Annotated in this window: 23 protein-coding genes; 22 read left to right on the plus strand and 1 reads right to left on the minus strand. The window is 71.3% G+C overall.

Going from position 1 to position 22,136, the window contains the following annotated elements; translation table 11 throughout:
- Window positions 1-275 precede the first annotated feature (275 nt).
- The 13 genes from ftsZ (at window position 276) to ACP7BP_RS08915 (ending at window position 14,044) form a co-directional block, all read left to right on the plus strand.
- The gene (gene ftsZ, locus ACP7BP_RS08855) at window positions 276-1,460 is read left to right on the plus strand and encodes a cell division protein FtsZ (protein ID WP_426244208.1); all 1,185 of its coding nucleotides are present in this window, start codon (window positions 276-278) and stop codon (window positions 1,458-1,460) included.
- Window positions 1,461-1,472: 12 nt separating this feature from the next.
- Window positions 1,473-2,198 (plus strand): polyphenol oxidase family protein, encoded by a 726-nt coding sequence (locus ACP7BP_RS08860; RefSeq protein WP_426244209.1) that lies wholly within the window; start codon window positions 1,473-1,475, stop codon window positions 2,196-2,198.
- Window positions 2,195-2,893 carry a YggS family pyridoxal phosphate-dependent enzyme gene (locus tag ACP7BP_RS08865; protein ID WP_426244210.1) on the plus strand — a complete coding sequence of 233 codons (699 nt, stop codon included), beginning with the start codon at window positions 2,195-2,197 and terminating at the stop codon, window positions 2,891-2,893. Before ACP7BP_RS08860 ends, ACP7BP_RS08865 begins: the two co-directional genes overlap by 4 nt.
- Window positions 2,894-2,951: 58 nt before the next feature.
- Window positions 2,952-3,431 carry a cell division protein SepF gene (locus tag ACP7BP_RS08870; protein WP_426244211.1) on the plus strand — a complete coding sequence of 160 codons (480 nt, stop codon included), beginning with the start codon at window positions 2,952-2,954 and terminating at the stop codon, window positions 3,429-3,431.
- A 6-nt stretch (window positions 3,432-3,437) separates the two neighbouring features.
- Window positions 3,438-3,731, plus strand: coding sequence for a YggT family protein (locus ACP7BP_RS08875; RefSeq protein ID WP_426244212.1), 294 nt, complete (start codon window positions 3,438-3,440; stop codon window positions 3,729-3,731).
- A 96-nt stretch (window positions 3,732-3,827) separates the two neighbouring features.
- Window positions 3,828-4,610 (plus strand): DivIVA domain-containing protein, encoded by a 783-nt coding sequence (locus ACP7BP_RS08880; protein ID WP_426244213.1) that lies wholly within the window; start codon window positions 3,828-3,830, stop codon window positions 4,608-4,610.
- 162 nt (window positions 4,611-4,772) lie between these two features.
- Window positions 4,773-5,492 carry a TraR/DksA family transcriptional regulator gene (locus ACP7BP_RS08885; protein ID WP_426244214.1) on the plus strand — a complete coding sequence of 240 codons (720 nt, stop codon included), beginning with the start codon at window positions 4,773-4,775 and terminating at the stop codon, window positions 5,490-5,492.
- Window positions 5,465-6,079, plus strand: coding sequence for a signal peptidase II (gene lspA / locus ACP7BP_RS08890; RefSeq protein ID WP_426244215.1), 615 nt, complete (start codon window positions 5,465-5,467; stop codon window positions 6,077-6,079). The genes ACP7BP_RS08885 and lspA overlap by 28 nt, the downstream gene beginning before the upstream one ends.
- Entirely contained in the window at window positions 6,076-7,014 is a 939-nt protein-coding gene (locus ACP7BP_RS08895; protein ID WP_426244216.1) for an RluA family pseudouridine synthase, read from the plus strand. The genes lspA and ACP7BP_RS08895 overlap by 4 nt, the downstream gene beginning before the upstream one ends.
- A gap of 18 nt (window positions 7,015-7,032) precedes the next feature.
- A complete protein-coding gene (locus ACP7BP_RS08900; RefSeq protein ID WP_426244217.1) occupies window positions 7,033-7,731 on the plus strand; it encodes a GNAT family N-acetyltransferase in 699 nt (232 codons plus the stop codon).
- A 235-nt stretch (window positions 7,732-7,966) separates the two neighbouring features.
- Complete coding sequence (dnaE, locus tag ACP7BP_RS08905) at window positions 7,967-11,524, plus strand: DNA polymerase III subunit alpha (protein ID WP_426244218.1); 3,558 nt, start codon at window positions 7,967-7,969, stop codon at window positions 11,522-11,524.
- Window positions 11,509-12,075: a hypothetical protein gene (locus tag ACP7BP_RS08910; protein WP_426244219.1), complete on the plus strand. Its 567-nt coding sequence runs from the start codon at window positions 11,509-11,511 to the stop codon at window positions 12,073-12,075. Before dnaE ends, ACP7BP_RS08910 begins: the two co-directional genes overlap by 16 nt.
- An 82-nt stretch (window positions 12,076-12,157) precedes the next feature.
- A complete protein-coding gene (locus tag ACP7BP_RS08915) occupies window positions 12,158-14,044 on the plus strand; it encodes a DUF3352 domain-containing protein (RefSeq protein WP_426244220.1) in 1,887 nt (628 codons plus the stop codon).
- A 102-nt stretch (window positions 14,045-14,146) separates the two neighbouring features.
- On the opposite strand, the gene ACP7BP_RS08920 is transcribed toward ACP7BP_RS08915, so the two are convergent.
- Complete coding sequence (locus tag ACP7BP_RS08920) at window positions 14,147-14,821, minus strand: LON peptidase substrate-binding domain-containing protein (RefSeq protein ID WP_426244221.1); 675 nt, start codon at window positions 14,819-14,821, stop codon at window positions 14,147-14,149.
- A gap of 100 nt (window positions 14,822-14,921) precedes the next feature.
- Here ACP7BP_RS08920 and hisD point away from each other — a divergent pair, with 100 nt between their 5' ends.
- The 9 genes from hisD to ACP7BP_RS08965 all read left to right on the plus strand — a co-directional run bounded on the left by hisD (window position 14,922) and on the right by ACP7BP_RS08965 (window position 22,136).
- The gene (gene hisD, locus ACP7BP_RS08925; RefSeq protein ID WP_426244222.1) at window positions 14,922-16,229 is read left to right on the plus strand and encodes a histidinol dehydrogenase; all 1,308 of its coding nucleotides are present in this window, start codon (window positions 14,922-14,924) and stop codon (window positions 16,227-16,229) included.
- Window positions 16,226-17,320, plus strand: coding sequence for a histidinol-phosphate transaminase (locus tag ACP7BP_RS08930; RefSeq protein ID WP_426244223.1), 1,095 nt, complete (start codon window positions 16,226-16,228; stop codon window positions 17,318-17,320). The genes hisD and ACP7BP_RS08930 overlap by 4 nt, the downstream gene beginning before the upstream one ends.
- Window positions 17,317-17,937, plus strand: coding sequence for an imidazoleglycerol-phosphate dehydratase HisB (gene hisB, locus ACP7BP_RS08935; protein ID WP_426244224.1), 621 nt, complete (start codon window positions 17,317-17,319; stop codon window positions 17,935-17,937). Before ACP7BP_RS08930 ends, hisB begins: the two co-directional genes overlap by 4 nt.
- A gap of 2 nt (window positions 17,938-17,939) precedes the next feature.
- The gene (gene hisH, locus ACP7BP_RS08940) at window positions 17,940-18,590 is read left to right on the plus strand and encodes an imidazole glycerol phosphate synthase subunit HisH (protein ID WP_426244225.1); all 651 of its coding nucleotides are present in this window, start codon (window positions 17,940-17,942) and stop codon (window positions 18,588-18,590) included.
- Between the two features lie 18 nt (window positions 18,591-18,608).
- Entirely contained in the window at window positions 18,609-18,944 is a 336-nt protein-coding gene (locus ACP7BP_RS08945; protein ID WP_426244226.1) for a hypothetical protein, read from the plus strand.
- A gap of 53 nt (window positions 18,945-18,997) precedes the next feature.
- A complete protein-coding gene (locus ACP7BP_RS08950) occupies window positions 18,998-19,627 on the plus strand; it encodes a hemerythrin domain-containing protein (protein ID WP_426244227.1) in 630 nt (209 codons plus the stop codon).
- Window positions 19,628-19,708: 81 nt separating this feature from the next.
- Window positions 19,709-20,449: a bifunctional 1-(5-phosphoribosyl)-5-((5-phosphoribosylamino)methylideneamino)imidazole-4-carboxamide isomerase/phosphoribosylanthranilate isomerase PriA gene (gene priA, locus ACP7BP_RS08955; protein ID WP_426244228.1), complete on the plus strand. Its 741-nt coding sequence runs from the start codon at window positions 19,709-19,711 to the stop codon at window positions 20,447-20,449.
- Complete coding sequence (hisF, locus tag ACP7BP_RS08960) at window positions 20,446-21,204, plus strand: imidazole glycerol phosphate synthase subunit HisF (RefSeq protein ID WP_426244229.1); 759 nt, start codon at window positions 20,446-20,448, stop codon at window positions 21,202-21,204. The genes priA and hisF overlap by 4 nt, the downstream gene beginning before the upstream one ends.
- Window positions 21,205-21,263: 59 nt before the next feature.
- Window positions 21,264-22,136, plus strand: coding sequence for an ABC transporter substrate-binding protein (locus tag ACP7BP_RS08965; protein WP_426244230.1), 873 nt, complete (start codon window positions 21,264-21,266; stop codon window positions 22,134-22,136).

The raw sequence follows: 22,136 nt of genomic DNA on the forward strand, positions 1-22,136 counted from the left end.
CGACCGCCGGACGCGGTGCTGCTCGCCACTCGCCGGCAGCAGAAGTCGCGGCGCGCTGCGGCGTGTCTCACCGATTCGGTGCGCCGCCGTACCTAGGGTCATGACCATCGCGAGGTTGACATAACTATAACCCTCAGGTTCACGGTTAGGGTTCCGGCCCGCGAGCAGCACCCCGGCACGACCCGCAGATCAGGCCGATCGCTTCCCCACCAGCGAACACACCCGGACGTCCGGTCAGGCACCGGACCCGAACACGGAAAAGAGGCGCACCAGCCGTGGCAGCAGCGCAGAACTACCTGGCCATCATCAAGGTCGTGGGTATCGGTGGTGGTGGAGTCAACGCCGTCAACCGGATGATCGAGGTCGGCCTCAAGGGCGTCGAGTTCATCGCCATCAACACCGACGCCCAGGCCCTCCTCATGAGCGACGCCGACGTCAAGCTCGACATCGGCCGTGAGCTCACGCGAGGACTCGGCGCCGGTGCCGACCCCGAGGTGGGTGCCCGGGCGGCCGAGGACCACGCGGACGAGATCGAAGAGGTCATGAAGGGCGCCGACATGGTCTTCGTGACCGCCGGCGAGGGCGGCGGCACGGGCACCGGCGGCGCGCCGATCGTGGCCCGCATCGCCCGCTCGCTCGGGGCCCTGACCATCGGCGTCGTGACCCGACCGTTCGCCTTCGAGGGACGCCGTCGCGCCAACTCCGCGGAGGAGGGCATCTCCCAGCTCCGCGAGGAGGTCGACACCCTCATCGTGATCCCCAACGACCGGCTGCTCTCCATCAGCGATCGCAGCGTGTCGGTGCTGGACGCGTTCAAGCAGGCCGACCAGGTGCTGCTGCAGGGTGTCTCCGGCATCACCGACCTGATCACCACGCCCGGCCTCATCAACCTCGACTTCGCCGACGTGAAGTCGGTGATGGCCAACGCGGGCTCCGCCCTCATGGGCATCGGCTCCGCCCGTGGCGAGGACCGTGCCGTCGCAGCGGCCGAGCAGGCCGTCTCGAGCCCGCTGCTCGAGGCCAGCATCGACGGTGCGCACGGTGTGCTTCTCTCGATCGCCGGCGGGTCCGACCTCGGCCTCTTCGAGATCAACGAGGCGGCCGCCCTGGTGTCCGACGCGGCCCACCCGGAGGCCAACATCATCTTCGGGGCCACCATCGACGACGCGCTGGGCGACGAGGTGCGGGTGACCGTCATCGCAGCCGGCTTCGACGGCGGCATGCCCAAGCGCCGCGAGGAGGGCTCGAGCCTGCGTCGTCCGGCCAAGCCCCAGCAGACCCAGGCCGAGACCCGGGCCGCGGTCCAGGACGTCGCGACCCAGCGAGCCGAGGTCCGGCAGCCCGCGTCGGTCGGCGCGAGCCAGCCCGCGGCGCCGGTGACCCAGGCCGCGCCGCCCCGCCAGCCCAGGCAGGTGCAGTTCGACGACGACGAGCTGGACGTCCCCGACTTCCTCAAGTGAGACCCTGAGGTCGTGTTCGCCTTCCGTGACCGGCGTGGCCCGGTGGAGGTCGCCTTCACCGATCGCCACGCCGGTGGCGCGTTCCCGCCCGGGACGCCCCTCAACCTCAGCCTGCGCCGTGACGGCGTCCCCGTCTCGGGGCCCGACGCCCCGGGCGTCGAGGCGCTCGAAGGTGTCTTCGCGAGCTGCCGCGCCCCGGTCGGGCTGACCCAGGTCCACGGCGGTGACGTGGTCGTCGTCGACGAGGAGTACGACGGGCGCGAGCTGGTCGCGGACGCCCTGGTCACCTCGGTGCCCGGCCTGCCCCTGATGGTGCGGGCCGCAGACTGCGTCCCGGTGCTGCTGGCCGACGCCGAGGGGCGCGTGGTCGGTGCTGCGCACGCCGGCCGGCCGGGCCTGGTGGCCGAGGTCGTGCCGCACACGGTGGCCGCGCTGCGCGGGCTCGGCGCCGCCGACCTGCGCGCCTGGGTCGGGCCCCACGTCTGCGGAGCCTGCTACGAGGTGCCGGCCGACATGCAGGCCGAGGTCGTGGCCGCCGTGCCGGAGTCCGCCTCGACGACCTCGTGGGGCACGCCGGCGCTCGACATCGGAGCCGGTGTCCGTGCCCAGCTCGACGCCCTCGGGGTGCCCCACCGGTCGGTGCACCGGTGCACCCGCGAGGACGACGACCTGTGGTCACACCGGCGCTCCGGCCCAGCCGCCGGGCGACTGGCTGGCCTTGTGGTGATCTCGCCGTGACCGAGCGCAGCGACCAGATCGCGGCCGGCCTCGACGCCGTACGCCGTCGCATCGAGACCGCCGGCGCCGAGGCCGGACGCGCCGAGCCGGCCGGCCTCGTGGTGGTCACCAAGTTCTTCCCGGCCGAGGACGTGCGCATCCTGGCCGACCTCGGGGTGACCGACGTCGGCGAGAACCGCCACCAGGAGGCCCAGCAGAAAGCGCACGCCTGCGCCGACCTCGGGCTGCGGTGGCACTTCGTCGGCGGACTGCAGAGCAACAAGGCCGCAGCCGTGGCCGGCTACGCCGACGTCGTGGAGTCGGTCGACCGGGCCAAGCTCCTGACGGGGCTGCAGCGCGGCGCACACAAGCGTGGCGCGACCGTCGACGTCCTGCTCCAGGTCAGCCTGGACCCTCCCGGGAGCGGTGGCCGGGCCGGCGTCGACCCCGGCGAGCTGTCCGCTCTCGCCGACCGGGTGGGGGAGTGCGGCGCCCTCAGGCTGCGGGGGCTGATGGCGGTCGCCCCGCTGGGAGAGGACCCCGACGAGGCGTTCGCCCGGCTGGCCGACGTGCGTGCCGGCCTGCTTGCCTCGCACCCCGGCGCCGACGTGCTGTCGGCGGGCATGAGCGGCGACCTGGAGGCGGCGATCAGGCACGGTGCGACACACGTGCGTGTCGGCTCCGCGGTCCTCGGTCCGCGGCCCCCCGTCTTGTAGTGTCGAAACAGACGACGGTGCCCGCGATGGGCGCCACGACGTACCGGAGGAAACTGTCATGAGCGGCGCGATGCGCAGGATCGGCGAGTACCTCGGCCTGCTCGAGGACACCGGTCGGTACGACGAGTACACCGGCGACTACTTGAACGACGACGCTACCCACCAGCAGGAGCAAGTCGAGCGTCGTCCCGCCCCCGTGTCCGACCTGAGCGAGCGCCGCCGCCCGGCCTCGGTCCCCACTGCTGGAGTCGTAGCCGAGTTGAGCCGCATCACCACCCTGCACCCGAGCACCTACAACGAGGCGCGCAGCGTCGGCGAGAACTTCCGCGACGGCACCCCGGTCATCATGAACCTCTCCGAGATGGATGACGCCGACGCCAAGCGCCTGGTCGACTTCGCCGCCGGGCTCGTCTTCGCCACCCGGGGCAGCATCGAGCGGGTCACCAACAAGGTCTTCCTGCTCTCCCCGCCGAACGTGACGGTGGCCGCCGAGGACAAGGAGCGCATCGCTGAGGGCGGCTTCTTCAACCAGAGCTGATACGCGGTGCAGATCGTTGGTCAGATCCTCTACGGGATCCTCTGGTTCTTCATAGCCCTGCTCTGGGTGCGCTTCATCATCGACTGGGTGCAGGTCTTCGCCCGCAGCTGGCGTCCCAGCGGGCCCCTGCTCGTGGTGCTCGAGCTCGTCTACTCGGTCACCGATCCGCCGATCAAGCTCGTCCGGCGCTGGCTGCCCACCCTCCGGATCGGCAGCGTCGCGCTCGACCTCAGCTTCCTGGTGGTGATGATCGTCGCCTGGCTGCTGCTCCGGGTCGTGGTGATGGTCTTCTTCGCCTGACCCAGCAGCCCCATGGGTCACTAACCACCTGCGTCGATGTGGCGCTATTGTTCCAAAGACAGATCGAAGTTCGCCGACTAACGAATGGGTGAGGTCATGCCGCTGACGCCTGAGGACGTGAGCCTGAAGCGCTTTACTCCCGTCCGGCTCCGCGAGGGGTACGACATGGGTGAGGTCGACCAGTTCCTCGACGAGGTGGAGGCCGAGCTGGCCCGTCTCAACAAGGAGAACAACGATCTTCGGGCCAAGCTCTCCGCGGCGCAGGTCTCCGGTTCGACGTCCGCGCCCCCCGCTGCGGAGGAGAGGGCGCCCGAGCCCGTCAAGGAGCCCGAGCCGGAGCCGGTGAGCCCGCCGCCCGCGGCCGCTGCCGTCGCCGCCCCCGGTGCGGTCGAGACGATCCGCGTCGCGACGATGCCCGAGGCCTCCAACGCCGCAGCACGGCTGCTCGAGATCGCGACGCGCAACGCCGACGAGCTCATCGAGGAGGCCAAGGACGAGGCCGACAAGATCGTCGGCTCCGCCCGCACCAAGGCCGAGCGCCTGGAGTCGGAGTCCAAGGGCAAGTCCGACCGCCTCGAGGCCGACGCCCGGCAGCGCGCTCAGATGCTCGACTCCGAGACCGCCGAGCGACGCCAGCAGATGTTCGGAGATCTCGAGAAGGAGCGCGACAAGCTCAAGACCGAGGTCGAGAACCTGCGCTCCTTCGAGCGCGAGTACCGCTCCCGCCTCAAGAGCTACTTCACCCAGCAGCTCGCCCTGCTCGACGGCAACGCCGACAGCGACGCTCCGTCCGGTGGTCTCGGCAGCCCCGGGGGTCCCGGCGGCGAGGTGACGGCTCCCAAGCGGCTCCGCTCGATCCTCGGCGACGACGACGCCTGAGCGCCCACCAGCATCACCCGTTCGACGACGGCCGGCCCCATGCGGGGCCGGCCGTCGTCGTACGGCGGGGCTGTTTGAAGCGCTTGGGGGAAGGGGCTACCCTCCCTGCGAGCATGTGGCAGCGGCCGCATCTTTTTTTCTCTCTACAAGAGGGGGCTCTCCGTGGCTCGCAGTACGCGCAAATCGTTGACGGGTACGGCGGCAGCGGCGGCCCGGAAGGTGATCGGCAAGAAGGACTCGGCGCCCACCGCCAAGAAGTCCGCCCCGGTGAAGAAGGCGGCACCCGCGAAGAAGGCGGAGCCGGCCAAGAAGGCCACGCCGGTCAAGAAGGCCGCACCCGCGAAAAAGGCCGCACCGGCCAAGAAGGCCGCTCCCGCGAAGAAGGCCGCACCCGCGAAGAAGGTCTCGCCGAAGCGCGACGTGCCGGCGAAGAAGACCCCGGCGACCAGGGCGCCGGTGAAGAAGGCCGCCCCGCGCAAGGCACCGGTGAGCTCGCTGCGGGTGAAGGAGGGCGAGGCCGCCTGGACCAAGGCCGAGCTGAAGGAGGTCCTCGACGACCTGCACGAGCACCGGGACCGCCTCGTAGACCTGCTGGAGAACCAGGAGCGCGAGCTGGCCGGGCTGATGAAGGACGCCGGTGACGGCGCCGGGCAGGACCAGGCCGACATGGGCGCCACCAGCTTCGAGCGCGACCACGAGCTCACGGTCCTCAACAACGAGCGCGAGATGCTCGCCCAGATCGACAGGGCGCTGGGCCGCATCGACGACGGCACCTACGGGGTGTGCGAGTCCTGCGGTGAGCCCATCGGCAAGATGCGGTTGATGGCTTTCCCGCGTGCCACACTGTGCCTGCCATGCAAGCAACGGGAGGAGCGTCGCTGAACACCAGCGACCGTGCGGAGTCACCGCGAGCGTCATCCTCGTCACGGGGCTGGCGACGGGGTGCCTGGTGGGCCTTTCCGGTCACCGCCCTGCTCGCCTACGGCCTCGACCTGGGCACGAAGACGTGGGCGGTCCGTGCCCTCGACGGAGGACGCGACCGCGAGCTCGTCGGCGACCTGTTGACCCTGCACCTCACGTTCAACCCAGGCGCCGCGTTCTCCACCGGCACCCAGTTCACCGTGCTGCTCAGCTGCCTGGCCATCGCGGCCGTGTGCCTCGTGCTCGCGTTCAGCATCCGGGTGCGCGACGGACTGTGGGCAGTCGCCTTCGGACTGCTGCTGGCCGGCGTCGGCGGCAACCTCACCGACCGGCTCTTCCGCGAGCCCGGCCCGATGCGCGGCCACGTCGTCGACTTCCTGCAGCTGCCCAACTGGCCGGTCTTCAACGTCGCCGACATGTGCATCAACGTCGCGGCGGGCCTGATCATCCTCCAGACCTTCCGCGGGGTGGCCCTCGACGGCTCCCGCGGCCGTGACGAGCCGGTGGAGCCGGGCGACGGTCCCGAGCCTGACGGGGCCAGGCCGTGAGCGGGTACGCCGACCACCGGACCGTGATCGTCCCCGAGGGGCTGGCCGGGGAGCGCGTCGACGCCGCGATGGCCCGGATGTTCGGCTTCTCGCGCACCCGTGCCGCCGACCTGATCGCCCAGGGTCACGTCCAGCTCGACGGGGGCGAGGTCGGCAAGAGCGCTCGGGTGCACACCGGCTCGATGCTCGACGTCGCCATCCCGGTCGAGGTCGACCCGCTGGAGATCAAGGCAGAGATCGTCGAGGGCATCAAGATCCTCCACGACGACGACTCGATCGTGGTGGTCGACAAGCCGGTCGGGGTCGCCGTACACCCCTCGCCCGGGTGGTCGGGGCCCACCGTCGTGGGGCACCTGGCCGGCGCCGGCTTCCGAATCTCGACGAGCGGGGCCTCCGAGCGCCAGGGCATCGTGCAGCGCCTGGACGTCGGCACGTCCGGTGTCATGGTGATCACCAAGTCCGAGCGGGCCTACTCCGTGCTCAAGAACGCCTTCCGCGACCGCACCGTCGACAAGACCTACCGCGCGCTCGTGCAAGGCCACCCCGACCCGCTCGAGGGCACGATCGACGCACCGATCGGCCGGCACCCGCGCCACGACTACAAGTTCGCGGTGATGGCCGACGGGCGGCACAGCGTCACCCACTACGAGACCCTCGAGGCGCACCGCTTCGCGAGCCTGCTCGAGGTCCACCTCGAGACCGGGCGAACCCACCAGATCCGGGTGCACATGGCGGCCCTGAAGCATCCGTGCGTCGGCGACCTGACCTACGGCGCCGATCCGGTGCTGGCCGCCCGCGTGGGGCTGGAGCGGCAGTGGCTGCACGCCACCAAGCTGGGCTTCGAGCATCCGGAGACGGGGGAGTACGTCGAGTTCGAGTCGGCCCTGCCCGACGACCTGGCGCACGCGCTCGAGGTCATCCGGGACTCCGACTGAGGCCAGGCGAGGAGCCGCATGACTGACCTCACGATCCGGCGCGGCGCCCGGGAGGACCTGCCGGCGGTGGCGGAGCTCTACCTGACGGTGCGCAAGGCCGCCGAGCCGCTGATGCCGCCGCTCGCCCACGTCGACGACGACGTGCGGGCGTGGGTGCTGGGCTGGAGCCTGCACCTGCGCGAGGTGTGGCTCGCCTTCGCCGGGGACCGCCTCGTCGGCTTCGCGAACCTGTCGCCGCACTGGCTCAACTCGCTCTACGTCGACCCGTCGGCGCAGCGCGACGGTGTCGGCTCGGCCCTCCTCGACGTGGTGAAGTCGCGACTCGAGGGCGGCTTCGCGCTGTGGGTGTTCGAGACCAACACCCCGGCCCGCGACTTCTACCTCCGGCACGGGCTCGTCGAGCTCGAGCGCACCGACGGCTGGGGCAACGAGGAGCGCGCGCCGGACATCAAGATGGCCTGGGCGGGCCCGGACCCGGTCGGGTTCTACCGGTGGATGATCGACGAGGTGGACGACCAGCTCGCCGACCTGCTCGCCCGCCGGGTGGCGCTGACGCGCGCCGTACAGCCGCACAAGGCGAGTGCCGCGCGCGACCCCGACCGGGAGCGCGAGATCGCCGTCCGGATGGCCGAGAGCGCGCCGGAGCTCGGCACGGAGCGGATCGCCCGCATCCTGGACGTCGTGATCACCGAGTCGCTCGACGCAGCGGGCTCGTGAGCGCCCGGGTGGAGGCCGAGGACTGGCGCCACGGGAGGACGACGAGATCCGGATGCCGGGTGGCGGCCCCCGACACCGAGCACCGGGTCGGCGCGAGTTGTCGGTGCGCCCTGCCACAGTGGGTTCGCCCGGTCCCGTAGGCTGACGCTCTTCCCCGAGACAGACGCCCGGACGCACCGACCGGGCTGCCTGGTTCCTGTCCGTCTCGACCCGTGTTGGGAGCAGCACCCCGCCCATGGCTGAAGGTTCTCGCGACTCGTTCGTGCACCTCCACGTGCACACCGAGTACTCCATGCTCGACGGAGCTGCCCGCCTGCAGCAGCTGGCCGATCGCACCGCCGAGCTGGGCATGCCGGCGATCGCGATGACCGATCACGGCAACGTGTTCGGGGCCTATGAGTTCTACAAGTCGTGCAAGGCGGCCGGGGTCAAGCCGATCATCGGCATCGAGGCCTACTTCACCCCCAACATCTCCCGCTTCGAGCGCAAGGGCGTCAACTTCTACGACGGCGGCCCCGACGACGTCTCGGCCCGCGGCGCCTACACCCACATGACCCTGCTCTCGGAGTCGACCGAGGGCATGCACAACCTCTTCCGGTTGACCACGGGGGCCTGGCGTGACGGCTTCTTCAAGCAGCCCCGGATGGACCGCGAGCTGCTCGCCCGCCACAGCAAGGGCATCATCGGCACCACGGGCTGCCCGTCGGGCGAGGTGCAGGTGCATCTGCGCTACGGCAAGTACGACGAGGCCCGCCGGGTCGCCGCCGAGTTCCAGGACATCCTGGGCCGCGACAACTACTTCCTCGAGCTGATGGACCACGGCCTGTCCATCGAGACCCGGGTGCGCGACGGCCTGCTGCGACTGGCCAAGGACCTCCGGATCCCGCTGCTGGCGACCAACGACTCCCACTACGTCATGCGTGAGGACGCCGCGAGCCAGGAGCACCTGCTCTGCATCAACTCCGGCTCCACCATGGACATCCCGGCCGGCGACGGCCCGGGCCAGCGCTTCGCGTTCAGCGGCGACGGCTACTACATCAAGAGCCCCGAGGAGATGCGGTCGCTGTGGGTCGACAAGTACGACCTGCGTGAGGCCTGCGACAACACCCTGCTCATCGCCGAGCGCTGCGACGTCTCCTTCACCGAGGGCAACGGCACCTTCATGCCGCGCTTCCCCTGCCCCGACGGCGAGAACGAGGACTCCTGGCTGGTGAAGGAGGTCGAGAAGGGGCTGCAGTTCCGCTACCCCGGGGGGATCTCCGACGAGGTCCGCCAGCGCGCAGACTTCGAGGTCGGGGTCATCACGGCGATGGGCTTCCCTGGCTACTTCCTCGTGGTGGCCGACTTCATCAACTGGGCCAAGCAGCAGGGCATCCGGGTCGGCCCGGGCCGCGGCTCGGGTGCCGGCTCGATGGTCGCCTACGCCATGCGCATCACCGACCTCGACCCACTCGTGCACGGCCTGCTCTTCGAGCGCTTCCTCAACCCCGACCGCGTCTCGATGCCCGACTTCGACATCGACTTCGACGAGCGCCGGCGCGGCGAGGTCATCCGCTACGTCTCCGACAAGTACGGCGACGACCGCGTGTCGATGATCGTCACCTACGGCACCATCAAGGCCAAGCAGGCCGTCAAGGACTCCTCGCGGATCCTGGCCTACCCGTTCTCCATGGGCGACCGCGTCACCAAGGCGATGCCGTCGTCGGTGATGGGCAAGGACGTCCCGCTCAAGGACATCTTCGACCCCAACCACAAGCGCTACGGCGAGGGCGGCGAGTTCCGCGCCCTCTACGACGGCGACCACGACGTCAAGCGCGTGGTGGACACCGCCATCGGGATCGAGGGCCTCAAGCGCCAGTGGGGCGTCCACGCCGCAGGCGTGATCATGTCGAGCGAGCCGCTGCTCGACATCATCCCGATGCTCAAGCGGCCCGCCGACGGCGCGATGATCACCCAGTTCGACTACCCGACGTGTGAGGCGCTCGGCCTCATCAAGATGGACTTCCTGGGGCTGCGCAACCTCACCGTCCTCGACGACGCCATCAAGAACATCGAGGCGAACCGCGGCGAGACCGTGGTGCTCGAGGAGCTCGAGCTCACCGACGAGGCGACCTACAGGCTTCTCCAGCGCGGTGACACGCTCGGGGTCTTCCAGCTCGACGGCGGGCCGATGCGCGCGCTGCTGCGCTCGATGCGACCCGACAAGTTCGAGGACATCTCGGCCGTGGGTGCGCTCTACCGCCCCGGCCCGATGGGCGCCGACTCCCACAACAAGTACGCCCGCCGCAAGACCGGGCGCGAGCCGGTCACGCCGATCCACCCCGAGCTCGAGGAGCCGCTGGCGGAGATCCTGGGGGAGACCTACGGCCTGATCGTCTACCAGGAGCAGGTCATGGCGATCGCGCAGAAGCTCGCCGGCTACAGCCTGGGCCAGGCCGACATCCTCCGCCGCGCGATGGGCAAGAAGAAGAAGGCGGAGCTCGACAAGCAGTTCGAGGGCTTCTCCGCCGGCATGGTCGAGCGCGGCTACTCCATGTCTGCCGTCACGACGCTCTGGGACACCCTGCTGCCGTTCTCCGACTACGCCTTCAACAAGGCGCACTCCGCGGCGTACGGCCTGGTGTCCTACTGGACCGCCTACCTCAAGGCCAACTTCCGGGCCGAGTACATGGCCGCCCTGCTCACCTCGACCCGCGACGACAAGGACAAGTCGGCGATCTACCTCAACGAGTGCCGCCGGATGAAGATCCAGGTGCTCCCGCCCGACGTCAACGAGTCGGCGTCCGACTTCACCCCCGTCGGCAACGACATCCGCTTCGGGCTCACCGCCATCCGCAACGTCGGGCACAACGTGGTCGAGGGCATCGTCGCGGCGCGCACCGAGAAGGGCCGCTACACCGACTTCAACGACTTCATGGAGAAGGTGCCCGCGCTGGTCTGCAACAAGCGGGTGATCGAGTCGCTGGTCAAGGCCGGCGCCTTCGACGACATGAAGCACAAGCGCCGGGCGCTGGTGGCGGTGCACGAGTCGGCCGTCGACCAGTACATCGACATCAAGAAGAACGAGGCCATCGGCCAGGACTCCCTCTTCGGCGGGCTCGACGAGGCCGAGCAGGGCTTCGGGGTGTCGGTGCCGGTGCCCGACATCGAGGAGTGGGACAAGATGACCCTCCTCGGCCACGAGCGCGAGATGCTCGGGCTGTACGTGTCCGACCACCCGCTCAACGGCCTCGAGCACGTTCTCTCCAGCGGCACCGACTGCACCATCGGGCAGCTGATGCTCGACGAGGAGCGAGCGCACGGCAGCACACTCACGATCAGCGGCCTGATCACGTCTGTGCAGCGCAAGATCACCAAGCGTGGTGACGCCTGGGCCACCGTCACGCTGGAGGACCTCGACGGCGCCATCGAGGTGCTGCTCTTCCCGAGCTCCTACCAACTGGCATCGCCGTACCTCGTCGAGGACGCGATCATCCGGGTCAAGGGCCAGCTGTCCCGCGACAAGGACCAGCCCGAGCTTCGCGGCCAGGAGGTCACCAAGCCCGACCTGTCCGACGGGCCATCCGGGCCTGTCGTCATCTCGATGCCCGCCACGCGATGCACCGCCGCCACCGTCGACCAGCTGCGCGAGGTGCTGGCCACCCATCCCGGCGTGACCGAGGTGCAGCTGCGGCTGATGACCCGGGCCTCCACGACCGTGATGCGCCTCGACGAGCGGCTGCGGGTCACCCCCTCGCCTGCCCTCGTCGCCGACCTGAAGCAGCTCCTGGGACCCGGATGCCTGGCCAGCTGACCAGGCTGACCAGGCCCCGCGGGCAGGTCTCGCGGTGGCTGCTGCGCGCCGTGGTCGTGCTGCTCCTCGCTGCTGCGCTGGGTGCGCTGGCCGGTGTCGTGTGGGAATGGGTGTGGACCCCGCCCTCCGGGGTTGCCTACCGCGGACACTGGGTGCTCGACGAGAACGGCCTCCCGACCGAGTTCTCCGGCACCGGCTGGTACATCCTCATCGCGGCCGCGGGCGGCATCGTGCTCGGGGCCGGCACTGCGCTGCTCACCCGCGACGGCGAGGTCGCCAGCCTGGTGACGGTCACGCTGGGCGCCCTCCTGGCCGGGTGGCTGATGTTCCACGTCGGCCACGACCTGGGCCCGCCCGACCCGGCCACGCTCGCCGCGGGGGCCGACGACCTGACCGCGATCCCGGGCGACCTGCGAGTCGGCGGCGCCGGCCTCCACCCACGCCCCTACGCCCTCGACTCGGCCGCGTTCGTGGCGTTCCCGGCAGGTGCCCTGCTGGCGTTCGCGGGGCTGCTGCTGGGGCTCGCACCTCGGCGTCCATCGAGGGATTGACAGTGGGTCCGCGCGGGTAGGCTGCCCCCAACGTGTTCGCGCCGGGACGGCCCTTGTCGTCCCATCGTCAGGGGGAGTCACCGTGTCCGATCAGTTTCCGCCGCAGGGCCCGCAAGGCCCGCAGGATCCGCAGGGCCAGCCGCCACAGGGGCAGCCCCCGTACGGCCAGCCGCCGCAGGGGCAGCCGCCGTACGGCCAGCCGCCACAAGGGCAGCCGCCGTACGGCCAGCCGGGCTACGGTCAGCCCGAGTACCTCGCCAGTGGCAGTGGTCAGCCGGTCGGCCCCGCTCCCGCCGGGTCCTCCGGAGGCGGCAAGAAGAAGGCCATCATCGCCGGTGCCGTCCTCGGTGGCCTCGTCGTCGTCGGCGGAGCCGCCTACGGCATCTCGACGTTCATGAGCGCGGGCGCCCAGGCGGCCGAGGCCCTCCCGGCCGGCACCGTCGGCTACGCCTCGATCAACCTCGACCCCAGCGGCAGCCAGAAGATCGAGGCCCTCAAGACGCTGCGGAAGTTCCCGGCGTTCCGTGACGAGGTCGGCCTCCAGACCGACGACGACCTCCGCAAGCGGTTCTTCGAGGAGCTCCAGAAGTCCGGAGCCTGCGAGTCGATCGACTACGACCAGGACGTCAAGCCGTGGCTGGGTGACCGGATGGCGTTCGCCGCCGTCGACACCGGCGACGACCAGCCGCACCCCGTCGGGGTGATCGAGGTCAAGGACGCCGGCAAGGCCGAGGACGGCTTCGCGAAGCTCCAGGAGTGCGGGGAGTCCGCCACCACCGAGGAGGGCGGCGACGGCGCCCCCACCGGCGGCTACAAGATCGAAGGTGACTGGGCGATCCTCGCCGAGACCGACGAGATCGCCGGCCAGGTCGTGGATGCGGCCGCCGACAAGTCGCTCGCGGACGACGAGTCCTACAAGCGGTGGATCGACGAGGCGGGAGACGCCGGGATCGTCAGCATGTACGCCGCCCCGGCCGCCGGTGAGTACTTCGCCTCACAGCTCGGCACGCTCGAGGACCAGGTCGGCGCCCTGTCCGGCGTCGACTCCGAGGCCGAGGCGCCGCCCGTGCCGCGCGATGAGCTGATCGAGATGGGCTTCACCGACGACGAGATCGACGAGATGTACGGCGACATGGGGGCGACCGACGCCGAAACCCCGGCGCCGTCCGTCCCGCCGGAGGTCACCGACGCGCTCAAGGACTTCGAGGGCGCTGCGGCGACGATCCGGTTCGACGACGGGGCGCTGGAGTTCGAGGTCGCCGGGGACGTCGGCAAGCAGGCCGACACGCTGTCCGGCAGCGACCGCGGCGGCGACGCGGTGGAGACCCTGCCCGAGGACACCCTCGCCGCCGTCGGCGTGGGCTTCGCGGACGACTGGTTCTCCAGCGCGATCGACCGGTTCTCGTCCATGTCCGGCAGCGAGGTCGACGTCGAGTCGATGATCGCCGACCTGGAGGCGCAGACCGGCCTGAGCTTCCCCGAGGACGCCGAGACGCTCGTCGGCGACTCGGTGGCGATCGCCGTCGGCAGCGACATCGACCCCGAGGCGATCTTCAACGGCGGCGGCCCGGCCGACATCCCGGTCGGCGTGAAGATCAAGGGCGACCCCGACGAGATCGAGGCGGTCCTCGCCAAGATCACGCCGCAGCTCGGGGAGCAGGCGTCCCTGCTCGAGACCGAGGCCAAGGGTGACTACCTCGCGGTGGGCCCCAACGCCGACTACCGGGCCAAGCTCGCCGAGGACGGCGGGCTCGGCAGCACGGAGGCCTACCAGGACGTCATCGAGGAGTCCGACAAGGCCGGCGCCCTGCTGTTCGTCAACTTCGACGCCAACGGCGACTGGCTGAAGTCCCTTTCCGGCGACGACCCGAGCATCGCCGAGAACGTCGAGCCGCTCTCGGCGTTCGGCATCTCGGGTTGGGTCGAGGACGGCGTCTCGCACGGCCTGGTCAAGCTCACCACCGACTGAGCCCGTCCGCGTTGGTCATCCCGAGCGGTGCGCCAGCCACATTCGCCTCGTCCCGGAATGTGGCTGGCTCACCGCCGGCAGGCCATGGGGAGGCTGTGCGCGTCAGTTCGGTGACCAGCGGGTCCGCGCCACGTCGGTGGCCGGCAGCGACGGGATCGCGTTCATCGCCCGCAGCTCGGCGCGCAGCAGGTCGGTCACCAGGATCAGCCGCTCCTGCGGGTCCTCGGCCTCCAGGAGGCTCTGCCGCTCCGCCATCGGCAGCGGCGCCAGGGCGGCGAGGGTCCAGGACAGGTAGAGGGGGTCGCGGGGGAGCCTGCCGGCGAACGGGTCGCCGCGGAACTCGCTCACCCGGGCCCGGTAGGCGGTGAAGACCGCGCGAGCGCGGTCGGTGATCTCGGCGTCGACATCGGCGTCGGGCTCGGGGTAGTCGCTGACGCGGCCGGCGGGGAACTCGCCGTCGGTCTCCAGGCCGTCGAGGCGGATCCGGTCCCGGCCGAGGGCCACGATGTCGAACGTGCCGTCGGCGTTGGCCTCGACCTCGCCCAGCTGCAGCCGGCAGCCGACCCGGTAGAGCGACTGGGCGCCGTGGTCGCCGACCTCGTAGCCCTCGCGGATGGCGACCGACCCGAACAGGCGGTGCTCCGGGTCGGGTTCGCGCAGGAGGTGGTGGATCAGCGCCCGGTAGCGGTCCTCGAAGACGTGCAGAGGCACCTGCACGCCCGGGAAGATCACGGTGTTCAGCGGGAACATCGGCAAGGTGGGCTGCGGGTCGCTCACGCTCCGACACTAGCCCCGCACCGGGCACGGCACGTGCAGCCTCGCCCGACCGGCGGACGGCGGCGCGGGCCGGGGCGCCGTACCCACCTAGAATCACCCCATGATCCGCCGCATCGACCTCCGTGGCACTGCCAGCCCTGGCAGGCCCGTCGACTACCGGTCCGCCGTGCCGCGCGCCGACTTCGACGTGGAGGCAGCGACCCATCAGGTGCGGCCGACCTGCGACGCGGTGCGGGCCCGAGGGGTCGACGCGATCGTGGAGCTGACACAGCGCTTCGACGGCATCGAGCAGCACGACATCCGGGTCCCCGAGGAGGCGCTCACGCAGGCGCTGGCCGACCTCGACCCGGCCGTCCGCGCCGCCCTCGACGAGTCGATCCGCCGGCTCCGGCTGACCTGCGAGGCCGAGCTCGAGCGCGACGTCGTGACCCGGCTGTCCGACGGGGCCACCGTCACCCACCGGATGGTCCCGGTCGACCGGGTCGGCCTCTACGTGCCCGGTGGGCTGGCACCCCTGGTCTCCAGCGTGCTGATGAACGTCGTCCCGGCCCAGGTCGCCGGCGTCCGGTCGATGGCGCTCTCGAGCCCGCCGCAGAAGAGCAACGGCGGGCTCCCCGAGCCGGCGATCCTCGCCGCCTGCGCGCTCCTCGGCGTCGACGAGGTCTACGCCGTCGGCGGCGCCCAGGCGATCGCGATGTTCGCGTACGGCGCCGGCCCCTGTCGCCCCGTCGACCTGGTGACCGGCCCGGGCAGCATCCACGTGGTCGCCGCCAAGCGGCTGCTCAAGGGTGTGGTCGGCATCGACTCCGAGGCCGGACCCACGGAGATCGCGATCCTGGCCGACGACTCCGCGGAGGCGTCGTACGTCGCTGCGGACCTCCTCAGCCAGGCCGAGCACGACCCGCTGGCGGCCGCCGTGCTCGTCACCGACTCCGAGCGCCTCGCCGGCGAGGTCGAGGCCGAGCTCGACAAGCAGGTCTTCGCCACCCGCCACACTGAGCGCATCCAGGTCTCCCTCGGCGGGCAGCAGTCGGGCATCGTCATGGTCGACGACATGGAGCAGGGGCTCGAGGTCGTCAACGCCTACGCGGCCGAGCACCTCGAGATCCACACGATCGACGCGTCGTCGCTGGCCGCCCAGGTGCGCAACGCCGGGGCGGTGTTCGTGGGCCCCTTCGCGCCGGTGTCGCTGGGCGACTACTGCGCCGGCTCCAACCACGTGCTGCCGACCGCCGGATGCGCCTGCCACTCCAGCGGGCTGTCGGTGCGGTCCTTCCTCAAGGCGATGCACGTCGTCGACTACTCCCGCGCCGCGCTGGCCGAGGTCGCCGACCACGTCGTCACGCTCGCCGCGGCCGAGGACTTGCCCGGCCACGGTGCCGCCGTGACGGTGCGGTTCGAGCGATGACCTTCCCCCCGCTCCGCGAGGAGCTGCGCGGCATCCAGCCGTACGGCGCGCCGCAGCTCGACGTACCCGTGCAGCTCAACGTCAACGAGAACCCCTACCCGCCGCCGGCGGACTGCGTCGCAGACATCGCCGCCGCCGTGGCGGAGGCCGCGACCACCCTCAACCGCTATCCCGACCGCGAGTTCACCGCGCTGCGCGAGGCACTGGCCGGCTACCTCAGCGGCGACAGCACGCACCCGGTGGCGGCCGAGCAGGTGTGGGCCGCCAACGGCTCCAACGAGGTGATGCTGCAGCTGCTGCAGGCCTTCGGTGGCCCGGGCCGCTGCGCGCTGAGCTTCGCGCCGACGTACTCGATGTATCCGGAGTACGCCCGCGACGCCATGACCGAGTGGGTCGTCGGGCGCCGCGAGGAGGACTTCTCGCTCGATGCGGCGGCCGCCCGCGAGCTGGTGCTCGCCCACCGCCCGGCCGTCGTGCTCCTGCCCTCGCCCAACAACCCGACCGGGACCGCGCTGCCTCCCGAGGAGGTGTCGATGCTCTGCGAGGCGGCCGGCGACGGGGTCGTGGTCGTCGACGAGGCGTACGGCGAGTTCCGGCGTCCCGGGGTGCCGAGCGCGCTCGACCTGCTGCCCCGCCACCGCAACCTGGTCGTCTCGCGCACGATGAGCAAGGCCTTCGCGCTGGCCGGGGCTCGGCTGGGCTACCTCGCCGCCGCCCCGGAGATCTGCGACGCGATCCGGGTCGTGCGGCTGCCCTACCACCTCTCCGCGGTCACCCAGGCGACGGCGCTGGCGGCGCTGCGGCATGCGCCCGCCCTGCTGGCACGGGTGGCCGACCTGCGCGCCGAGCGTGACGCGACGGTCGACTGGCTGCGCGCCCAGGGCCTGGTGGTGGCCGACTCCGACGCCAACTTCGCGCTCTTCGGCACGTTCGCCGATCGGCGCGCGGTCTGGCAGGGTCTGCTCGACCGCGGTGTGCTGATCCGCGAGACCGGGCCGGACGGGTGGCTGCGGGTCTCGATCGGCACGCCGGCCGAGATGAACGCATTCAAGGACGCACTGGTCGACGTGATGAAGGAGCAGGCAGCATGAGCCGCACCGCCAGGCTGGACCGGACGACCCACGAGTCGAAGGTCCACGTCTCGATCGACCTCGACGGCACCGGGCGCAGCGACGTCTCGACCGGAGTCGGGTTCTACGACCACATGCTCACCGCGTTCTCGCGGCACTCGCTCATCGACCTCGAGGTGCGCAGCAGCGGCGACACGCACATCGACGCCCACCACACCGTCGAGGACACCGCGATCGTGCTGGGCCAGGCGCTGCGCGAGGCGCTCGGCGACAAGCAGGGCATCCGTCGGTTCGGCGACGCCACCGTGCCGCTCGACGAGGCGCTGGTGCAGGCCGTCGTCGACGTGTCCGGCCGGCCCTACTGCGTGCACACCGGCGAGCCCGCCGGCCAGGAGTACGTCGCCATCGGTGGCGGCGGCGAGCCGGGCGGCGCCGCCTACCAGGGTTCGCTGACCCGTCACGTCTTCGAGACCCTGGCCTTCCACGCCCACCTCGCGCTGCACGTGCGGGTGCTGGGCGGCCGCGACCCGCACCACGTCGTGGAGGCGCAGTTCAAGGCGGTGGCCCGGGCGCTGCGCGACGCGGTCGCGCTCGACCCGCGCGAGCCCGGCGTGCCCTCGACCAAGGGCACGCTCTGACCGTGGCCGAGAAGCAGCCCACCGTCGTCGTGCTCGACTACGGGTCGGGCAACGTCCGTTCCGTGGTCCGCGCGCTCGAGCGCGCCGGCGCCGACGTCACCCTCACCGCCGACCGGGCGGCAGCGCAGGACGCCGACGGGCTCGTCGTGCCCGGGGTGGGCGCGTTCGCCGCCTGCATGGCGGGCCTCCGCGCGGTCCGCGGCCACGAGGTGATCGGCCGACGGCTGGCCGGCGGCCGGCCCGTGCTCGGCATCTGCGTCGGCATGCAGGTGCTCTTCGAGACCGGCGTCGAGCACGGCGTGACCAGCGAGGGCTGCGGTGAGTGGCCCGGCACGGTAGAGCGGCTCCAGGCGCCCGTCGTACCCCACATGGGCTGGAACACCGTCGAGGTCCCCGACGGCACGTCCGTATTCGCGGGCATCGAGGGGGAGCGGTTCTACTTCGTGCACTCCTACGCCGTCCGCGACTGGACGCTGGTGACCAACGACCGCACCCGCGCCCCGCTCGTGACGTGGGCCGAGCACGGCGGGGACCGGTTCGTGGCGGCGGTCGAGAACGGCCCGCTGACGGCCACCCAGTTCCACCCCGAGAAGTCCGGCGACGCGGGGGCCGCGCTGCTGCGCAACTGGGTGACGGGTCTGAGACCTCAGTGAGCCCCCAGTGAGCCCCCGGTGAGCAAGGAGCGGGCCCGCCGGCGCGAGGAGCGCGAGCGGGAGGCGGCCATCAGGTCGGCCGCCCGGGCGGCCGAGGAGGAGCGCCGCGCCCGCAGTGCCGCCCGCAAGAGGCGGCTGACCGGGTGGGCGCCCGACCGCGGCCACAGCCGGCAGATGGGCACCCTCGCCCGCCGTCGCAGGCAGCAGACGACGATGTTCTTCGCCGGGCTGGTGCTCCTGAACCTGATGATCTGGTTCATCTGGTCCGACCTGCGGCTTCAGGTGCTGGCCGCCATGGTGACCGTCCTGGGCGCTCCCGTCTTCTACACGTTGATGTTTCCCCGTCGCCGCTGACTCTGAGCCAAATGGGGGTCGCGTCGGCGCGGGCGGCTGGCTAACTTCCGTGCATGGCCACGATGAGCATGAACCAGATCATCCACGCTGCCGTACGCCGTGACGTGGCACGCACCGAGCGCGCACTGCGCGCCCTGCCCGAGGGTGACCGGGCTCGCGCAAGGCAGCTGCAGGGTGCCTGGCGCAACCTGGTCCGAGAGCTGACCCACCACCACGAGTCGGAGGACGAGCTGGTGTGGCCCTTCCTGCTCTCCCGCGGCCTGGACGCCGAGCTGATGGGCACCATGGAGGGGGAACATGCCGCCATGAGGGACGCGCTCGCCGACGCGAGTCGCGCGATCGACGAGGTCGTCGGCGAGCCGACCGCGGTGCGCGCCCACGCAGCGGCCGACGTCGTGTCCCGGTCCAGCCTGGTCATCAACAGCCACCTCGAGCACGAGGAGCAGGACGTCGAGCCCCTCGTCGCGCAGTTCGAGGACGACCCGGAGTGGAAGGCCGTGGCCAAGAGGCTCCGGCCCGCGGCGCTGGCGGACGCCGGCAGCGCCCTGGCCTGGATGCAGGACGGCGCGAGCGAGCGGGAGCTCGCCTCGTTGCGGGCGACCATCCCCGGGCCGGTCGTGGCCGTGATGTCGAGGGTGTTCGGCCGCCGCTACGCGCGCGAGGTCGCCCCCACCTGGCGCTGAACCGGGACGGAGCGCTCGCGCTCCGTCTCGCGTCCACGCGGCCGGTCACCGGCCAGGCGCCCGACTTCTAGGATCGGCTCCATGAGCGACTACCTCGAACTCCTGCCCGCGGTGGACATCAAGGGCGGTCAGGCCGTCCAGCTCGTCCAGGGAGTCGACGGCTCGGAGAAGCGCTTCGGCGACCCGATCGAGGCGGCGCTGCGCTGGCAGGCCGCGGGCGCCGAGTGGATCCACCTCGTCGACCTCGACGCGGCCTTCGGGCACGGCCAGAACCGGGAGCTCCAGGCGCGGATCGTGGGAGCCCTCGACATCAAGGTCGAGATGAGCGGCGGGATCCGCGACGACGAGTCGCTGGAGGCCGCGATGGCGACCGGCTGCCGTCGGGTCAACATCGGCACCGCCGCCCTGGAGTCCCCGGAGTGGTGCGCGTCCGCCATCGCGTCGTACGGCGACCGGGTCGCGGTCGGTCTCGACGTGCGCGGCCGCACCCTGGCGGCCCGTGGCTGGACGCGCGACGGCGGCGACCTCTACGACGTGCTGGCCCGCCTCGACTCCGAGGGGTGCGCCCGCTACGTCGTCACCGACGTCGACAAGGACGGCATGCTGCAGGGCCCGAACCTCCAGCTGCTGCGTGACGTCTGTGCGGCCACCGACCGCCCGGTCGTCGCCTCGGGCGGGATCACCGAGCTCGCCGACCTCGAGGCGCTGCAGGGTCTGGTCGGCGAAGGCGTCGAGGGCGCGATCGTCGGGACGGCGCTCTACGAGGGCCGTTTCACCCTCGAGGACGCGCTCGCCCTGACCCTCCCGGAGCGGACGACGTGAGCCTCGCCGTACGCGTCATCCCGTGCCTGGACGTCGACGGCGGCCGGGTGGTCAAGGGCATCAACTTCGTGGACCTCCGCGACGCCGGCGATCCCGTCGAGCTCGCCCGGGCCTACGACGCCGAGGGTGCCGACGAGCTCACCTTCCTCGACATCTCGGCCTCGCACGAGGGTCGCGCGACCACGATGGAGATCGTGTCGCGCACCGCCGAGGAGGTCTTCATCCCGCTGACCGTCGGCGGGGGAGTGTCGTCGGTGGACGACGTCGACCGACTGCTGCGCGCCGGCGCCGACAAGGTCGCCATGAACACCGCCGCCATCCACCGGCCCGAGCTGATCAGCGAGGTCGCCGACCGGTTCGGCAACCAGGTGCTGGTGCTGTCGGTCGACGCGCGCCGCGCGGGCACCGACTCGGGCTTCGAGGTCACCACGCACGGCGGCCGCAGGTCGGCCGGGCTCGACGCCATCGAGTGGGCTGCCCACGCGGCGGCTCTGGGCGCCGGTGAGATCCTGCTCAACGCGATGGACGCCGACGGCACCCAGGACGGCTTCGACCTGGACCTGATCCGGGCCGTACGTCGCGAGGTGAGCATCCCCGTCATCGCCTCCGGGGGCGCCGGGCGCACCGAGCACTTCGCCCCCGCGGTCGAGGCCGGCGCCGACGCCGTACTCGCCGCCACGGTCTTCCACTTCGGCACCCTGCGCATCGGGGAGGTCAAGGACGCACTGTCGGCGTCGGGGCATCCCGTTCGCTGAGCGGTCTCAGCAGCGGCGAAGAGCAGTCGCGACCGGGGGCCGGCACCTAGGATCTGGCCATGCCCACGATCCCGTCAGCCACCGCTGGTCTCGCCGCTCTCGCCGTCTCCGTCGTCCTGCTCGCCGCCTGCGGTGCCCCGACGGACGAGGAGGAGCCCACGACCACCGAGACGGCGGCCTCCGACTGCGCCAAGGACCAGCTCGACACGTTCGCCGACGGTGTGCTCACCGTCGCCACCGACGACCCGGCCTACGAGCCGTGGTTCGTCGACAGCGACCCCAGCAACGGCAAGGGCTACGAGTCCGCCGTCGCCTTCGCGATCGCCGAGGAGCTCGGCTTCGCCAGGGACGAGGTCGAGTGGGTGACCATGCCGTTCAACGCGGTGGTCAGCCCGGGGGAGAAGAAGTTCGACTTCGACCTCAACCAGGTCTCGATCACCGACCAGCGTCGCAAGGCCGTCGACTTCTCGTCGGGCTACTACGACGTCCGCCAGACCGTGATCACCACGAAAGGCAGCCCCATCGAGGGCGCCGGGTCCCTGGCCGAGCTGAAGGACGCCAAGCTCGGTGCCCAGGTCGGGACGACCAGCTACGTCGCGATCAGCGAGCAGATCCAGAGCACCCAGGACGCCGCGGCGTACGACACCAACGACCAGGCCGTCCAGGCACTGGAGAACGGCCAGATCGACGGCATCGTCGTGGACCTGCCCACCGCCTACTACATGACCGCGGCCCAGCTCGACGACGGCGTGATCGTCGGCCAGCTGCCCGCAGCGTCCGGGGACGTGGAGCAGTTCGGCGCGGTGCTGGACAAGGGCAGCCCGCTCACCACGTGCGTCAGCCAGGCCGTCGACACGCTGCGCGAGGACGGCACCCTCGACCAGCTCGCCGAGGAGTGGCTGGCCCAGCAGGGCGCTCCCGAGCTCTCCTGA

The organism is Nocardioides sp. LHG3406-4 (assembly GCF_049897745.1).
Lineage (GTDB): Bacteria > Actinomycetota > Actinomycetes > Propionibacteriales > Nocardioidaceae > Nocardioides.

Excerpts from the sequence above, each read along its gene's own strand:
- ACP7BP_RS08870 (WP_426244211.1), top strand. The coding sequence starts at position 2,952 with ATGAGCGGCGCGATGCGCAGGATCGGCGAGTACCTCGGCCTGCTCGAG.
- ACP7BP_RS08880 (WP_426244213.1), top strand. The coding sequence starts at position 3,828 with ATGCCGCTGACGCCTGAGGACGTGAGCCTGAAGCGCTTTACTCCCGTC.
- lspA (WP_426244215.1), top strand. The coding sequence starts at position 5,465 with ATGCAAGCAACGGGAGGAGCGTCGCTGAACACCAGCGACCGTGCGGAG.
- ACP7BP_RS08900 (WP_426244217.1), top strand. The coding sequence starts at position 7,033 with ATGACTGACCTCACGATCCGGCGCGGCGCCCGGGAGGACCTGCCGGCG.
- dnaE (WP_426244218.1), top strand. The coding sequence starts at position 7,967 with ATGGCTGAAGGTTCTCGCGACTCGTTCGTGCACCTCCACGTGCACACC.
- ACP7BP_RS08910 (WP_426244219.1), top strand. The coding sequence starts at position 11,509 with ATGCCTGGCCAGCTGACCAGGCTGACCAGGCCCCGCGGGCAGGTCTCG.
- hisD (WP_426244222.1), top strand. The coding sequence starts at position 14,922 with ATGATCCGCCGCATCGACCTCCGTGGCACTGCCAGCCCTGGCAGGCCC.
- ACP7BP_RS08930 (WP_426244223.1), top strand. The coding sequence starts at position 16,226 with ATGACCTTCCCCCCGCTCCGCGAGGAGCTGCGCGGCATCCAGCCGTAC.
- hisB (WP_426244224.1), top strand. The coding sequence starts at position 17,317 with ATGAGCCGCACCGCCAGGCTGGACCGGACGACCCACGAGTCGAAGGTC.
- ACP7BP_RS08950 (WP_426244227.1), top strand. The coding sequence starts at position 18,998 with ATGGCCACGATGAGCATGAACCAGATCATCCACGCTGCCGTACGCCGT.
- priA (WP_426244228.1), top strand. The coding sequence starts at position 19,709 with ATGAGCGACTACCTCGAACTCCTGCCCGCGGTGGACATCAAGGGCGGT.
- ACP7BP_RS08965 (WP_426244230.1), top strand. The coding sequence starts at position 21,264 with ATGCCCACGATCCCGTCAGCCACCGCTGGTCTCGCCGCTCTCGCCGTC.